This window comes from Roseibium sp. HPY-6 (assembly GCF_040530035.1).
Taxonomy (GTDB): domain Bacteria; phylum Pseudomonadota; class Alphaproteobacteria; order Rhizobiales; family Stappiaceae; genus Roseibium.
Genome location: NZ_JBEWCD010000001.1, coordinates 1957036 through 1971672, shown reverse-complemented (window position 1 = coordinate 1971672; position 14637 = coordinate 1957036). Strand labels below are relative to the sequence as shown.

General features: G+C 58.7%; 13 protein-coding genes. 2 read left to right on the top strand and 11 right to left on the bottom strand.

Features of this window, described 5'->3' with window-relative positions; translation table 11 throughout:
* Positions 1-42 precede the first annotated feature (42 nt).
* From hutU to hutI, 4 genes are read right to left on the bottom strand one after another with little or no spacing between them, the layout of a single operon-like run.
* The gene (gene hutU, locus ABVF61_RS09155; protein WP_353993206.1) at positions 43-1716 is read right to left on the bottom strand and encodes a urocanate hydratase; all 1674 of its coding nucleotides are present in this window, start codon (positions 1714-1716) and stop codon (positions 43-45) included.
* On the bottom strand, positions 1713-2540 hold the full coding sequence (gene hutG, locus ABVF61_RS09150) for an N-formylglutamate deformylase (protein ID WP_353993205.1): 828 nt from the start codon (positions 2538-2540) through the stop codon (positions 1713-1715). Before hutG ends, hutU begins: the two co-directional genes overlap by 4 nt.
* Positions 2527-4083, bottom strand: a complete 1557-nt coding sequence (hutH, locus tag ABVF61_RS09145; protein WP_353993204.1) for a histidine ammonia-lyase — start codon at positions 4081-4083, stop codon at positions 2527-2529. Before hutH ends, hutG begins: the two co-directional genes overlap by 14 nt.
* Positions 4080-5246 (bottom strand): imidazolonepropionase, encoded by a 1167-nt coding sequence (gene hutI / locus ABVF61_RS09140; protein WP_353993693.1) that lies wholly within the window; start codon positions 5244-5246, stop codon positions 4080-4082. The genes hutH and hutI overlap by 4 nt, the downstream gene beginning before the upstream one ends.
* A gap of 118 nt (positions 5247-5364) precedes the next feature.
* Here hutI and ABVF61_RS09135 point away from each other — a divergent pair, with 118 nt between their 5' ends.
* Positions 5365-6744, top strand: coding sequence for a formimidoylglutamate deiminase (locus ABVF61_RS09135; protein WP_353993203.1), 1380 nt, complete (start codon positions 5365-5367; stop codon positions 6742-6744).
* 9 nt (positions 6745-6753) lie between these two features.
* Positions 6754-7455: a histidine utilization transcriptional repressor HutC gene (hutC, locus tag ABVF61_RS09130; RefSeq protein WP_353993202.1), complete on the top strand. Its 702-nt coding sequence runs from the start codon at positions 6754-6756 to the stop codon at positions 7453-7455.
* A gap of 34 nt (positions 7456-7489) precedes the next feature.
* On the opposite strand, the gene ABVF61_RS09125 is transcribed toward hutC, so the two are convergent.
* From ABVF61_RS09125 to ABVF61_RS09095, 7 genes are all read right to left on the bottom strand, one after another.
* Positions 7490-8032 carry a TlpA disulfide reductase family protein gene (locus ABVF61_RS09125; RefSeq protein ID WP_353993201.1) on the bottom strand — a complete coding sequence of 181 codons (543 nt, stop codon included), beginning with the start codon at positions 8030-8032 and terminating at the stop codon, positions 7490-7492.
* 198 nt (positions 8033-8230) lie between these two features.
* Entirely contained in the window at positions 8231-9706 is a 1476-nt protein-coding gene (locus ABVF61_RS09120; RefSeq protein ID WP_353993200.1) for a mannitol dehydrogenase family protein, read from the bottom strand.
* A gap of 3 nt (positions 9707-9709) precedes the next feature.
* The gene (locus tag ABVF61_RS09115) at positions 9710-10483 is read right to left on the bottom strand and encodes an L-iditol 2-dehydrogenase (RefSeq protein ID WP_353993199.1); all 774 of its coding nucleotides are present in this window, start codon (positions 10481-10483) and stop codon (positions 9710-9712) included.
* Positions 10480-11484: an ABC transporter ATP-binding protein gene (locus ABVF61_RS09110; RefSeq protein WP_353993198.1), complete on the bottom strand. Its 1005-nt coding sequence runs from the start codon at positions 11482-11484 to the stop codon at positions 10480-10482. The genes ABVF61_RS09115 and ABVF61_RS09110 overlap by 4 nt, the downstream gene beginning before the upstream one ends.
* A gap of 11 nt (positions 11485-11495) precedes the next feature.
* Positions 11496-12326: a carbohydrate ABC transporter permease gene (locus tag ABVF61_RS09105; protein ID WP_353993197.1), complete on the bottom strand. Its 831-nt coding sequence runs from the start codon at positions 12324-12326 to the stop codon at positions 11496-11498.
* 12 nt (positions 12327-12338) lie between these two features.
* Positions 12339-13205: a carbohydrate ABC transporter permease gene (locus tag ABVF61_RS09100; RefSeq protein WP_353993196.1), complete on the bottom strand. Its 867-nt coding sequence runs from the start codon at positions 13203-13205 to the stop codon at positions 12339-12341.
* A gap of 118 nt (positions 13206-13323) precedes the next feature.
* Positions 13324-14628 (bottom strand): ABC transporter substrate-binding protein, encoded by a 1305-nt coding sequence (locus ABVF61_RS09095; RefSeq protein WP_353993195.1) that lies wholly within the window; start codon positions 14626-14628, stop codon positions 13324-13326.
* Positions 14629-14637: the final 9 nt, after the last annotated feature.

Genomic DNA, 14637 nt, shown 5'->3' with positions numbered 1-14637 from the left:
CCCTCTGTTCGAATTCGGGTGTGGAGTGTCCCGCCGTGGTTGTTATTCCTCCAGAATGCCCGGCAGGTTCAGCCCCTGTTCTTTCGCGCATTCAAGCGCGATCTCGTATCCGGCATCGGCGTGGCGCATGACGCCGGTGGCCGGGTCGTTCCAAAGAACGCGTGCAATCCGTCTGTCGGCATCTTCGCTGCCGTCGCAGCAGATGACCATGCCGGAATGCTGTGAAAATCCCATGCCGACACCGCCGCCATGGTGCAACGACACCCAGGTCGCCCCGGAGGCGGTGTTGAGCAGGGCATTCAGCAATGGCCAGTCGGACACAGCGTCCGATCCATCCTTCATGGATTCCGTTTCCCGGTTTGGCGACGCCACTGAGCCGGAATCCAGGTGATCGCGTCCGATAACAACGGGTGCCTTCAGCTCGCCCGTGCGGACCATTTCGTTGAAGGCCAGACCGAGACGGTGGCGCTGGCCCAGGCCGACCCAGCAGATCCTTGCGGGCAGGCCCTGGAAGGAGATGCGCTCCCGCGCCATGTCGAGCCAGTTGTGAAGGTGCGGATCGTCCGGGATCATCTCCTTCACCTTGGCGTCGGTCTTGTAGATGTCTTCCGGGTCGCCGGAGAGCGCACACCAGCGGAAGGGCCCAATACCCCGGCAGAACAGGGGTCGGATATAGGCAGGCACAAAGCCGGGGAATGCGAACGCATTTTCCAGACCTTCCTCAAGCGCAACCTGACGGATGTTGTTGCCATAATCGAGTGTCGGCACGCCCTGGTTCCAGAAGTCGACCATGGCGGCGACATGGACTTTCATGGACGCGCGCGCGGCTTTCTCAACTGCCTTCGGATCATTCTCCGCCTTCGCCCGCCATTCGGCCACGCTCCAGCCTTGTGGCAGGTAGCCGTTGATGGGGTCGTGCGCAGAGGTCTGATCCGTGACGATGTCCGGTTTTACACCACGCCTGACCAATTCAGGGAAAACATCGGCGGCATTGCCGATCAGGGCGACGGACTTCGCTTCGCCAGCCTTCGTCCAGCGGTCAATCAGTGCGAGGGCTTCATCGAGCGAGTGGGTCTTTTCATCGACATAGCGAGTTCGCAGTCGGAAATCGGCGCTCTTTTCGTCGCACTCAACCGCGAGACAGCAGGCGCCGGCCATGACGGCTGCAAGAGGTTGTGCACCGCCCATGCCGCCAAGACCTCCGGTCAGGATCCAGCGGCCCTTGAGGTTCCCGCCATAGTGCTGGCGGCCGGCTTCCATGAAGGTTTCATAGGTGCCCTGAACAATGCCCTGGGTACCGATATAGATCCAGGAACCGGCCGTCATCTGGCCGTACATGGCCAGACCCTTCTTGTCGAGCTCGTGAAAGTGATCCCAGTTTGCCCAGTTCGGTACGAGGTTCGAATTGGCGATGAGAACGCGTGGCGCATCCTTGTGCGTTTTGAAAATGCCAACCGGTTTGCCGGACTGAACGAGCAGCGTTTCGTCTTCATTGAGTTGTTTCAGGCCGGAGACAATCCGGTCGAAGTCGTCCCAGGTGCGCGCGGCGCGGCCGATCCCCCCATAGACCACCAGCTCATGCGGGTTTTCGGCAACATCGGGATGGAGGTTGTTCATGAGCATGCGCAGCGGCGCTTCGGTCAGCCATGACTTGGCGTTCAGCTCCGGCCCGGTCGGCGGATAGACGTCGCGGGCGTTATGGCGGCGATCATTCATGATGCGTTCCCTCGATCTTCTTGTTTTTCTGCAAGTGCCGGCGCCAAAGCTTCAAGCGCACTTAAAATGGTCTGCAAGTGACTGCGCAGGCGCTGTGCCTCGCGTTCGTCGTAGTCAAAAGGCTGGTCTTCGACGGTCAGATGCGTCCGTTGGGCAAGCTCCATCTGGATGGCATGAAAACCCTCTTTGGGGCGCCCATAATGCCGTGTTGTCCAGCCACCCTTGAAGCGGCCATTCAGAACCGACGCGTAACCTTCAGCGTCTTTCACATGCCGATAAACCGCCGCTTCGATCTCCGGTGCGCAGGTCGCCCCGTTGTTGGTGCCCACATTGAAGTCAGGTAGCGTGCCCTCGAACAGGAACGGTACGACGGAACGGATCGAATGACAGTCATAGAGAATGGCAATGCCGTGCTTTGCCCTGACCCGGTTCAGTTCCGCTGCGAGCGCCGCGTGATACGGCGCGTGCCAGGCAATCCGGCGCGCTTCGATTTCCGCTTTGTCCGGTGCTGCGTCTTCGCGGTAAATCGGCGTGCCATCAAAGTCGGTCGTCGGGCACAACGTGGTCGTGTTCTGGCCGGGGTAAAGGCTTATGCCTTCCGGATCGCGGTTGGCGTCGATGACATAGCGGTGAAAGTTCGCCCGAACCATCGTCGCGCGAGGCAGAAGACCGGAATAGAGCCGGTCGACATGCCAGTCCGTATCGGCAAGCTTTTGTCCGAGTGGGTTAAGCTGTTGCCAGATCTCGTCCGGCACGAAAGTGCCTGAATGCGGAAGACCCAGGACAACGGGGCCGTCCCCACTCGTGACCTCAACCGGCTGCATCGGCTGCCCCCAGTTTGATCATGTGCTCGTTCGACAAAACCGACACAAGAACCCTTGAGCGGACAAGGTCTGCAGCGGTTTCAAGATCGGGTGCCAGATAGCGGTCTTCTTCAAGCGCGGGCACTTCCTCGCGTAATCTCGCGATGACCGACTGAAGAGCGGGACTGGTTTCCAGGGGCGCACGGTGTTCGATACCTGCGATGGCGCATAGAAGTTCGACGCCGAGAATATGCGACAGGTTGGCGGTCATCCGGTGAAGACGGCGGGCACCATGCGCCGCCATGGACACATGGTCTTCCTGATTGGCGCTGGTCGGTGTGGAGTCCGTCGAGCAGGGATTGGCCAAGTGCTTGTTCTCGCTCATGAGTGCTGCCGTCGTGACCTCGGCGATCATCATGCCTGAATTGAGACCGGGATCCTTGGCGAGGAACGGTGGCAGGTCGAAGGAGAGCGTCGGGTCAACCATCAGCGCGATCCGGCGCTGGGAAATAGCGCCGAGTTCGGCGACAGCGAGTGCGATCTGGTCGGCGGCAAAGGCAACCGGTTCAGCATGAAAATTTCCACCTGACACAATCCGGTCGACATCGACGAGCACGAGCGGATTGTCGGTTGCCGCGTTGGCTTCGATCTCAAGCGTTGTCGCGGCCATACGCAAGAGATCAACGCACGCACCGGCAACCTGCGGCTGGCAGCGGATGCAATAAGGATCCTGAACGCGTGTGTCGCCTTCGCGATGGCTTTCCCTGATCTGGGACCCTGTCATGATGTCCCGCATGATCCGGGCGACTTCAATCTGGCCGCGATGACCGCGCAGTTCGTGAATGCCGGCAAGAAGTGGGGCGGTCGAGCCCATGATGGCGTCGGTCGACAAGCTTGCCGTGACGAGCGTTGCTTCTGCCAGCCGCCAGGCGTCAAACAATCCGACAAGCGCACAAGCGGTCGAGAATTGCGTTCCGTTGATCAGGCCAAGGCCTTCCTTCGGGCCGAGCACGATCGGCTCAAGACCGGCTTTTGCGAGCGCTTCCGCGCCAGCAAGACGGTTGCCTTCAAAGATCGCTTCGCCTTCGCCGATCAGCACGGCCGTCATATGCGCAAGCGGCGCAAGATCACCTGAAGCCCCGACAGACCCTTGCGACGGAATGACGGGCGTGACGCCTTTATCCAGGCAGGCTTCTATCAGCTGCAAAACCTCGAGCCGTACGCCGGAAGCCCCGCGCCCCAGCGACAGAAGTTTCAGGACCATCATCAGACGGGTCGTGGTGCGGTCGAGCGGTTCACCGACCCCGCAACAGTGAGACAGGATCAGATTGCGCTGGAGAGTTTCCGTGTCATCAGCGGCGATCTTGACGCTTGCAAGTTTTCCAAAGCCGGTGTTGACACCGTAGACGGCATCGCTACCCCGAGCTGCCTTTGCAACGCGTTCGGCGGCCTGCCGGATGGCGGGTTCAGCTGCGCGGTCAACGCGCACAGCGGCTTCTTCGCGGTAGACATGTTCCAGATCGGCGAGGTTCACCAGGCCGGGGGTCAGCGTGAGCGCTTTCATTCCAGGCCTCCGAAAAGACGTTTTTCCAGCGCATTGAAGCCGATCCTGTAGCTCAGTTCTGCCGGATGCCGGACGTTCCAGATGGCCAGATCGGCGCAGTTACAAGCCTCAAGCGTGCCGCGGTCGCCGAGATCAAGAGCTTTCGCGGCTTCTCGCGTCACTCCTGCCAGCGCTTCTTCCGGGGTCATGCGGAACAATGTGCAACCCACGTTCATCGTCAGCAAAAGCGAGGCGAGGGGAGAGGAACCGGGATTGCAGTCAGTGGCGAGCGCGACTGCGACCTTGTATCGGCGCAACAGATCAAGAGGCGGTAGCTGTGTTTCCCTCAGAGTGTAGAACGCACCGGGCAGAAGAACGGCAACACTGCCGCTTTCTTTCAGCGCACTAACACCGGCTTCATCCAGATATTCAAGATGATCGGCAGACAAGGCACCATAGCTAGCAGCCAGGGCTGTGCCACCGAGATTGGAAAGCTGCTCGGCATGGAGTTTAACCGGAAGGCCGAGCTCTTTCGCCTTTTCGAACACCCGTGCGATCTGGTCCGGCGTAAAAGCGATGCCCTCACAGAACCCGTCGACTGCATCGACAAGTCCTTCGTCATGGGCGGCTGCCAAGGCGGGCAGGCAAACCTCATCAAGATAAGCGTCGGCGCGGCCCTTGTATTCCGGTGGTATAGCATGTGCGCCGAGGAAACTCGTACGGACCAGCACCGGCCGAACTTCGCCGATCTTTCTCGCCGTCCGCAGCATGCGCAACTCGGTTTCAACATCGAGGCCGTAGCCGGACTTGATTTCAAGTGCCGTGACGCCTTCTGCGATCAGGGCATCGACCCGGGTGAGGGCTTCCGCAAGGAGCTCATCTTCGCTTGCCGTGCGGGTTGCCTTGACCGTGGAGATAATGCCGCCACCCGCCTTCGCTACCTCTTCATAGGATGCGCCTTCAAGACGCATTTCGAATTCCCGGGCCCGGTCGCCGCCAAAAACCACATGTGTGTGACAGTCGATCAGACCCGGCGTAACCAAACGTCCGCCAAGATCCTCCACAGCCCAAGACGAATACTCCGGCGGGAGTTCTGTCCCGGCGCCCACCCAGGAGATTTTGCCGCCCTCGAGCGCAAGAATTCCGTTTTCTATCAAGCCATAGGGCGAGCCGGTATCCAGCATGGTTGCCAGACTGGCATTCGTCAGGAGGCGCTGCGACAAGGACCAACTCCGGCTTGATTAGATCGCGATAATAGATAATATGCATGCACATATTAACGTGTCAACGAGGATGTGCGGCATGTCGACGATCTCCGGAGCGCATATTTTTGCGAAGAAGGCGCTTTTGCCGGACGGGTGGGCTGAGAATGTCGCGATCACCGTTTCAGACGACGGACACATATCTTCGATGCAGCGAGATACTGTGCCGGCCGGCAACAGCGTCGGCATCCTGCTTCCGGCCCCCGCCAACCTGCACAGCCATGCGTTTCAACGGGCCATGGCCGGGATGAGCGAGCGCCGCGGACAAGAAGCACACGACAGTTTCTGGACCTGGCGGGAGATCATGTTCCGGTTTCTGGATGTGCTGACCCCGGAGGATATCGGCTCGATCGCCGCCTTTGTACAAATGGAAATGCTCGAGGCAGGTTATGCTTCGATCGGTGAATTCCATTATCTCCACCATCAGCCGGGCGGAACGCCTTATGCAAATCTCGCGGAATTGAGCGACAGGATCATCGAGGCTGCCGAAAAGACAGGGATTGGCCTGACTCTCCTTCCTGTCCTCTACCAGCATGGCGGTTGCGACCGGCGTCCGCTTGCACCCGGACAAGTCCGTTTCGGCAACGACCCCGATCGCTTCGCAATGTTGTTTGAGTTGGCAGCGGGGACAATGAGTCGCTTGCCTGAAGATGCGGTTCTCGGCGTCGCGCCGCATTCGCTTCGAGCGGTTGATGAGGACGGCCTGACAGCTGCGATCGCGCTCGCCGGCGACAGGCCGCTGCATATGCATCTTGCCGAACAGGTTGCCGAAGTCGAGGAGGTCATTGCTGCACGTGGCACGCGACCGGTAGAGTGGCTTCTTCGCAATGCTCCTGTCTCTGAGAACTGGTGCCTGATTCACTGCACGCAGATGCTGCCTGAGGAGACGGCTGCGCTTGCAAAGACCGGTGCGGTTGCAGGGCTTTGTCCCATCACTGAATCAAGCCTGGGTGACGGCATCTTCGATGGTGTCCGCTACACGGAAAATGATGGGAAATTCGGGATCGGATCGGACTCCAATATTCGCATCTCACTCTCGGAAGAATTGCGCACGCTGGAATATTCGCAGCGCCTCCGGGACAAGTGCAGAGCCTCGATTGCGACGCCGGAAAAATCGACAGGGCGTGTCCTGTTTGAGAAAGTCGCCTTGGGTGGTGCACAGGCAATCGGGCGCAAGGCAGGTGCTCTCGCAACAGGTGGTTTCGCGGACCTTGTCGCGCTGGATGAAAAGGCCATCGACCTGGAGGGCCGTGAGGGCGATGAAATCCTGGATGCTTACATCTTCGCAGGTGATGACAGGATGATCACCGATGTCTGGTCCGCCGGCAGGCATGTTGTTCGTGAGGGAAAACATGTAAAAGGCGACGCAATCCGTGCAGCTTACCGCAAGACAGTGGCTGCGTTGCGGATGAGACTGTAAGGAACTGACGTGACGCTGACAGATACGAATTCCTGGACCGGCATCCGCGAAGTCCTCCTGCGGCGCATACACGACAGGTTTTGGCAGCCGGGAGAACAGATCCCGCATGAAGCCGATCTCGCGGAGGAATTCGGCTGTGCACGCACGACGGTCAACCGCGCGCTCAGGGATCTTGCCGAAAGCGGTCTTGTCGTGCGCAAACGGCGTGCCGGAACCCGTGTTGCCGTCAACCCGCCGCAGCGGGCAACGCTGACAATACCGATCATTCGGGAAGAGGTGGAATCGCTCGGCGGATCCTACAGGCACTCAGTGCTTCAGCGTGATCTGAGGCCTTTGCCTCCAATGCTGCACGGGGCATTCCAGGTGTCGCTCGGCGACGACGTTCTCTTTCTGAAGACGCTGCATTTTTCGAACGAACGCCCTTACGCCTTCGAGGAGCGGTACATCAATCTGGATTCCGCGCCCGCGGCACGCGATCTGTCTTTCAACGATGTCAGCGCGAACGAGTGGCTGGTGCACAACGCGCCCTACAGTCACGGCGACTTGTCATTCTTTGCCGTCAACGCCGATGAGACACTGTCGGCAAAGCTGGACGCGGCTGTTGGCACCGCGCTCTTTGCCATGGAACGCATCACCTGGACGGGTGAGCAACCGATCACGCATGTGCGGATGATTTTCGCACCCGGCTACCGGATGCGAACCGAAATATGATGACTTTGCGGGTCGCGTCAGAATTGCGTTTGGGTCATGACGTGCCACCGACGGATCTGATACCGGCGATCATTTCCGGGGAATCCCAAATCCTTTCGCCGATGGCGCCCAGAGCAACATCACCATTTGCATCGATGATGTAGGTTACCGGCAGGCCGCGCAGAGACCACTTGGACGGCATCTCCTTGTCACTATCCATCAGGATGGACATGCCCTCATGCTCGATCTCATCAAGGAAAGCCTGGATCTTGTCCTGACGGTCGCCGATATTCACCGCAAGGACAGCATAATCATCGGACCCCAGTTCACGCCCCAGTCGCGCAAGCGTCGGCATTTCCTTACGGCAAGGCGGGCACCAGGTCGCCCAAAAGGAGACCACAACTGTTTTGCCGCGATAATCTTCCAGTTGATGAACGGCACCGGTGAGATCCGGAATGTTGAGTTCTGCATCAACGCTAAAGGCAGGTTCGGCGAGCCCGAGCGCCCGCAAATTGACCTCTTCGGCCAATGCCGGCGTTCCTGCAATTGCGACCGCCGCACTTCCTGCCAGAATTTCCCGCCTGCTCAACCTGATCATTTCAGCACCTGCTCCTGAATATTCACTCATCCCCCGGGCTACGCTGCTCGTGTTGCGCCCAAGCCCGCATCACAGGTAATCCCTCAGGGCAAGAACGCAACTACACGGATTCTCAATTTCAGGCGATCAGCGCTCGCAACATGCAACATGGAGCGAGACTGGCGGTATGCAGGCCGGGATCAAGACCACAAAGGCGGCTTATGCGGTTGACGCGGAGAGATAATCCTCCAGCGTTTTGGCAGCTCCCAAGTTTTGCAGCTTGTTCGCAGCGGTTCCAAACTCGCCGAGAAATGCCGGGTTGGTGCATAATGGGCCAAACAGTTCCGGCAGCTCGTCGACCTTGCCTTCCGAATAGACGGTGTGCGCCCATTCTCTGAGAATGTCAGCGTTTTCGTCTTCCAGACGGATCTCTTGCCCCGCCTCGTTGCGTCCAAGGCAATAGAGGCACCACAAGGCTGTTTCCAGGACAAGGCCCCTGATTGGCAGACCGCGGTCAATGCGATCCTGTATGGTCGGCAGAATGAACTTCGGCTGACGGTTCGATCCATCGAGACACAGACGCGGGATCGTGTCTCCGACCGCAGCGTTCGAGAACCTGTCCATGACCGTTGCCAGATAATTCGTGAAGCTGACCCCTGGTATTTCCGGGACCGTCGGGACTATTTCTTCCGTTTCTAGTTTGGCAAGGTAGGCGCGAATGAGAGGATCGGCCATGGCATCATGCACGAAGTGGTGTCCGAGCAGAGCGCCAGGATAGGCGATGGCTGCGTGACCGCCGTTCAGGATCCGCAACTTCATCAATTCATAGGGTGCGACATCCGTCACAAATTCCACGCCGACCTTTTCCAGGGCCGGGCGGCCAGCCGGAAACTTGTCTTCCAGAACCCACTGCCTGAACGGCTCGCAGACAACGGGTGCGGAGTCCTCTACGTCGAAGGTTTCGCGGATGAGCGTGCGTTCACGATCGCCCGTCGCCGGAGTGATGCAATCCACCATCCCGCTTGGAAAGGTCACGTTGCCCTCGATCCAGCCGGCGTCCTCGGCTGACATTGCGCGGGCGTATCCGACAGTTGCCTGTTTGGCAATGTGCCCGTTTTCAGGAAGGTTGTCGCAGGACATGACCGTAAACGGCATCAGTCCAGCCGCACGCCTTCGGATCAGCGCAGCAACAAGGACACCGAAGACCGTCGAAGGCGCATCCGGATTTTCAAGGTCAGCCAGGATCTCGGGATGCGAAACGTCGAAGCCGCCGGTATTCGGATCGACAAAATAGCCGCCCTCCGTAATGGTCAGCGAAACGATCCGGATCTCGGACTGGCAAAGCCGGTCGATCAGTGCAGCCGGATCAACTTCAACGAAATCGATCATCGAGGCACACACCTGCGCGCTCAAACCATCCGGATCCAGCTCAACGATCGTTGTCAGCCAATCCTGTTTTTGAAGCCGTTCGCGCATGGCCTCATCGTAGGGCATGAGACCCGCGCCGACGATCGCCCAGTCATGGCTTTCACCCAGTTCGAACAATTTGTTCAGATAGACGGCCTGGTGGGCGCGATGAAAATTGCCGACACCGATATGAACGATGCCGACTGACAGGGCAGACCTGTCAAAAGCCGGCGCAGCAATCGTGTCCGGAAGCGAAGCGAGCACAGTCATGTCAAGCTTTCTTGTCATTGGTCAACTCATCCAGTTGCCACCGTCGACGTTATAGGTTTGAGCCACGATGTAGTCGGCATCGTCGGATGCCAGAAAAACGGCCATTCCAGTCAGGTCCTCGGCGGTCCCCATGCGTCCGAAGGGCACGGAACGGCCGACAGCCGCCTTTTTCTCACCCGGCGCAAGACCTTCGTATTTCGCAAAGAGTGCATCGACACCGTCCCAGTGCTCGCCATCGACAACTCCCGGTGCGATGGCGTTGACGTTGATACCGTGCTGGATAAGGTTCAGGCCCGCAGATTGCGTAAGGCTGATGACCGCCGCCTTCGTGGCGCAATAGACACCAACAAGGGATTCCCCCCGACGGCCCGCCTGGCTTGCCATGTTGATGATCTTGCCGCCGTTACCGGCTTTGATCATCGAATTTGCGGCGGCCTGGATCATGAAGAGCGTGCCTGCAACATTGATATCGAACAGCCGCTGATAGCTTTCGCGCGTGATTTCGACGATCGGAGCAAGATCGAACAAGGCTGCATTGTTTATGAGAATGTCGAGCCTGCCGGCCTTTGCCTCAGTGGCGGCAACGGCGGCATCGATCGACTCCTGATCGGTCACGTCGACATGCACTGCATAGGCTTTCGGGCCGATTTCCGTAGCACAGGCTTGTGCTCTGGCCAGATCGATATCCGCAATGGCCACTGTTGCGCCCTCTTGGACATAACGCTTGGCAAAAGACTTGCCAATGCCGCGCGCTGCGCCCGTTATCAGTGCTGATTTGCCTTCAAGCCGCATCACGCCATTCTCAGTCCCTGATTATCGAACCGGTGGATCTTTTCAGCATCCGGCGTGAGGTGAACCGTGTCCCCGTGGCGGAAAGCGATCTCGCCGGTGGAGCGCACGGTGACCGGATCCTCGAGACCTTCGACGTCGACATAGAGGAAGGTGTCCGAACCGAGATGTTCCGATACCCCGACCTTGCCGATCCACTTGCCCTCGGTATGGGAAACCGAGATGTGCTCGGGACGGACGCCGATTGTCGCCGCATCATATTCGGCGGAAAAGGATCCCATCATGAAGTTCATTTTCGGAGAGCCGATGAAGCCAGCCACGAAGCGGTTGCGAGGCGTGTGATAAAGCTCCAGAGGAGAGCCGACCTGTTCGATCACGCCGGCCTGAAGCACAACGATCTTGTCCGCCATTGTCATGGCCTCGACCTGGTCGTGGGTCACGTAGATCATTGTGGTTTCGAGCGTTTGGTGCAGCTCGGAGATCTCGAGGCGCATGTTGACGCGCAGCGCCGCATCCAGGTTGGAGAGCGGTTCATCGAACAGAAAGGCAGCCGGCTCACGAACGATGGCCCGGCCAATCGCGACGCGCTGGCGCTGGCCGCCGGAGAGCTGTCCGGGGCGCCGGTCAAGATAATCAGTCAGGTTGAGCACCTTGGCCGCTGCATCGACTTTCTTGTCCTGCTCCTCCTTCTCAAGTCCCGCCATCCGAAGCGGAAACGCGATGTTCTTGCGAACCGACATATGCGGATAAAGTGCGTAGGACTGGAACACCATGGCGAGGCCGCGCTTCGCCGGGGGAACCTCTGTGGCATCCCGTCCGTCGATCTTGATTTCGCCGGAAGAAACATCTTCCAGGCCTGCAATCAGGCGCAGGAGTGTGGACTTGCCGCAGCCGGAGGGGCCGACGAAGACAACGAACTCGCCGTCGTTTATCTGCAGGTCCAGGGGTGGGATGACCTGGACATCGCCGAAGCTTTTGGTGATCTGGTTAAGCGTGATCTGGCCCATGTCGGGAACTCCTATTTAACCGCGCCAAACGTGAGGCCGCGTACAAGTTGTTTCTGGCTGAACCAACCGAGGATCAGAATGGGTGCAATCGCCATGGTCGAGGCTGCGCTCAGCTTGGCGTAGAACAGGCCTTCCGGGCTGGAATAACTGGCAATGAACGCGGTAAGCGGTGCTGCTTTCGCAGCGGTCAGGTTCAGTGTCCAGAAGGCTTCGTTCCACGCCAGAATGATGTTGAGGAGCAGGGTTGAAGCGATCCCGGGAATTGCCATCGGTGTGAGGATGTAGAGGATTTCCTCCTTGAGGGTCGCGCCATCCATGCGGGCGGCCTCCAGAATCTCCCCGGGGATTTCCTTAAAGTAGGTGTAGAGCATCCACACGATGATCGGCAAGTTGATCAGCATGAGGACAATCGTCAGACCGATACGCGTGTCCAGAAGTCCCAGTTCGATGAACAGCAGATAGATCGGATAGAGCACGCCGACGGCCGGAAGCATCTTGGTCGACAGCATCCAAAGAAGGATGTCCTTGGTGCGTTTTGAAGGCACGAAGGCCATCGACCAGGCGGCCGGGATCGCGATCAGCAGACCGATCACCGTGGAGCCGCCGGCGATGATCACCGAGTTCCACAAGAAGCGCATATAGTCGGAGCGCTCCTGAACAACAGCGTAGTTCTCCAGCGTCCAGTCAAAGAACAGGAACAACGGCGGATCATTGATTGCCTGGGCTTCGGTCTTGAAGCTGGTCAATATGGTCCAGAGAATCGGGAAGAAGATCAAAAAGCCGATTGCCCAGGCCACTATGGTGTTGATCGTCTTGCGTCGGGTGGTGACAGCACGAGCCATTTCGTTCCCTCCTCACGCGTCCAGGTTTTTGCCGACGATGCGCATCAGGAAGATGGCAACAATATTGGCAAGTATGATGGCGTAGACACCGCCTGCCGATCCAAGACCGACATTCTGGCTTTCAAGAACACGCTGGTAGATCAGGTAGGTCAGCGTGCGGGTGCCGAAGGCGCCGCTGGTGGTCACGAAGATTTCCGCGAAGATTGCCAGCAGGAAGATCGTCTGGATCAGGACGACGATCGTGATCGCCCGCGAAAGGTGCGGCAGGATGATGTAGGCAAAGCGCGAAAGCGGTGGCGCCCCGTCCATTTCGGCTGCTTCGAGCTGTTCGCTGTCGAGCGACTGGATCGCGGTCAGCAGGATCAGCGTTGCGAATGGCAGCCACTGCCAGGAGACGATCAGAATAATCGAAAACAGCGACAGGTCGCTCAACCATTCGATCGGCTGCGCGCCAAAGGCTTTCCAAAGGTGCGCGAACAGGCCGTTCACCGGGTCCATGAACATGTTCTTCCAAACAAGCGCGGACACTGTCGGCATTACAAAGAACGGCGCGATTACGAGGATGCGCACAACGCCCTGGCCCCACATCGGCTGATCCAGCAGGATCGACAGGAGAACGCCAAAGACAATTGTTATGAACAATACGCCGCCAACGATGATCAGCGTTGTCTGGACGCTTGGCCAGAAGGCACTGGAGGAGACAAAGCGGACATAGTTTTCGAAGCCGACCCATCCAAGATCACCACCGCGCAGCGGCAGATATCTCTTGAACGAAAAGACGAGGGTCATCGTGAGCGGGATGAGCATCCAGCCGAGCAGCAGAATGACTGCGGGAGCCATCATGAAGCGGGCTGCGGAACGGGAGTGCTGGGTTGCCATGGACACACCTTCTCTGTTTACGGCAGCGGAACTGACGCAGCGAACGGGACGATGGGGTGCAGGTTAACAAAAAGGGAGGGCGGATTGCGTTCCGCCCTCCCAGTTGGGGAGGAAAGACTTAGTAGCCGGCGGCTTCCATTTCCTCGGCGGTGTTCGCCTGGGCTTTCGCCAATGCTTCGTCGACGGTCTGCTGACCGGCAACCATTGCAGAGAATTCCTGTCCGGCGGCAGTACCGATGCCTGCCCACTCAGGAATGGCGACATACTGGATGCCGACATAGGGGACGGGTTGGACCGTCGGGCTGTCAGGATTGGCCGCATTGATGCTCTCAAGGGTCATCGCAGAAAACGGCACTTTCTTGTATTCCGGATTCTCATAGAGCGATGTCCGTGCGCCCGGAGGTACGTTGGCCCAGCCTTCTTTCGATGCGACAAGCTCGATGTATTCCTTGGATGTCGCCCACTCGATGAACTGCTTCGCGGCCGCTTCCTTTTGGGTGCCGGCCGGAATGGCAAGAGCCCATGCCCAGAGCCAGTTGGCGCGTTTGTCGACGCCTTCCTTGTTCGGCGCCAGAGCGAAACCGACGCTGTCAGCAACGGTGGAGTCGTTCGGGTTGGTCACGAAGGATGCAGCCACGGTCGCGTCGATCCACATGCCGCACTTGCCTTGCTGGAACAGCGCAAGGTTCTCGTTGAAGCCGTTGGTCGAGGCTCCCGGAGGGCCGTAGTTGTTCAGCAGGTCGTTGTAGAAGGTAACAGCTGCCTTCCATTCCGGCGTGTCGAGCTGTGGCTTCCAGTTTTCATCGAACCAGCGTGCGCCGAAGGAGTTGGCAACGGTGGTGATGAACGCCATGTTCTCACCCCAGCCAGCCTTGCCGCGCAGGCAAACGCCGTAGATCTCGTTGTCCTTGTCGGTCATCGCCTTGGCGGCGGCCTCGACATCGCTCCAGGTCGGAGCATCGGGCATCGTCAGGCCGGCTTTTTCCATCAGGTCCGTGCGATACATGATCATCGAGGATTCGCCATAGAACGGAGCGGCATAGAGTGTGCCGTCATGGCTGAGACCAGCGCGCATTGCCGGCAGAATGTCATCCGCGTCGTAGCTCGCCGGCAGATCAGCCAGAGAGACCAGCCATTCGTTGGCTGCCCAGATAGGCGTTTCGTACATGCCGATGGTCATGATGTCGAACTGACCGCCTTTGGCGGCGACGTCCTGGGTCACGCGCTGACGCAGCACGTTTTCTTCCAAGGTAACCCACTCAACTTCGTGACCGGTTTTCTTGGTGAAATCGTCCGTCAGACCCTGCATGCGGATCATGTCGCCATTGTTCACGGTCGCGATCGTGATCGTGTCCGCGAAGGCGCTTGTAGCTGTAATCAAGGTAAGTGCAGTCGCCGCACGTAATGCGTTCTTCAAATACATCCTATGTCC

Bases quoted from the DNA above. Each gene is read 5' to 3' on its own strand.
- hutU (WP_353993206.1), bottom strand. From the start codon at position 1,716: ATGAATGATCGCCGCCATAACGCCCGCGACGTCTATCCGCCGACCGGG.
- hutG (WP_353993205.1), bottom strand. From the start codon at position 2,540: ATGCAGCCGGTTGAGGTCACGAGTGGGGACGGCCCCGTTGTCCTGGGT.
- hutH (WP_353993204.1), bottom strand. From the start codon at position 4,083: ATGAAAGCGCTCACGCTGACCCCCGGCCTGGTGAACCTCGCCGATCTG.
- hutI (WP_353993693.1), bottom strand. From the start codon at position 5,246: ATGCTGGATACCGGCTCGCCCTATGGCTTGATAGAAAACGGAATTCTT.
- ABVF61_RS09135 (WP_353993203.1), top strand. From the start codon at position 5,365: ATGTCGACGATCTCCGGAGCGCATATTTTTGCGAAGAAGGCGCTTTTG.
- ABVF61_RS09125 (WP_353993201.1), bottom strand. From the start codon at position 8,032: ATGATCAGGTTGAGCAGGCGGGAAATTCTGGCAGGAAGTGCGGCGGTC.
- ABVF61_RS09120 (WP_353993200.1), bottom strand. From the start codon at position 9,706: ATGACAAGAAAGCTTGACATGACTGTGCTCGCTTCGCTTCCGGACACG.
- ABVF61_RS09110 (WP_353993198.1), bottom strand. From the start codon at position 11,484: ATGGGCCAGATCACGCTTAACCAGATCACCAAAAGCTTCGGCGATGTC.
- ABVF61_RS09105 (WP_353993197.1), bottom strand. From the start codon at position 12,326: ATGGCTCGTGCTGTCACCACCCGACGCAAGACGATCAACACCATAGTG.
- ABVF61_RS09100 (WP_353993196.1), bottom strand. From the start codon at position 13,205: ATGGCAACCCAGCACTCCCGTTCCGCAGCCCGCTTCATGATGGCTCCC.
- ABVF61_RS09095 (WP_353993195.1), bottom strand. From the start codon at position 14,628: ATGTATTTGAAGAACGCATTACGTGCGGCGACTGCACTTACCTTGATT.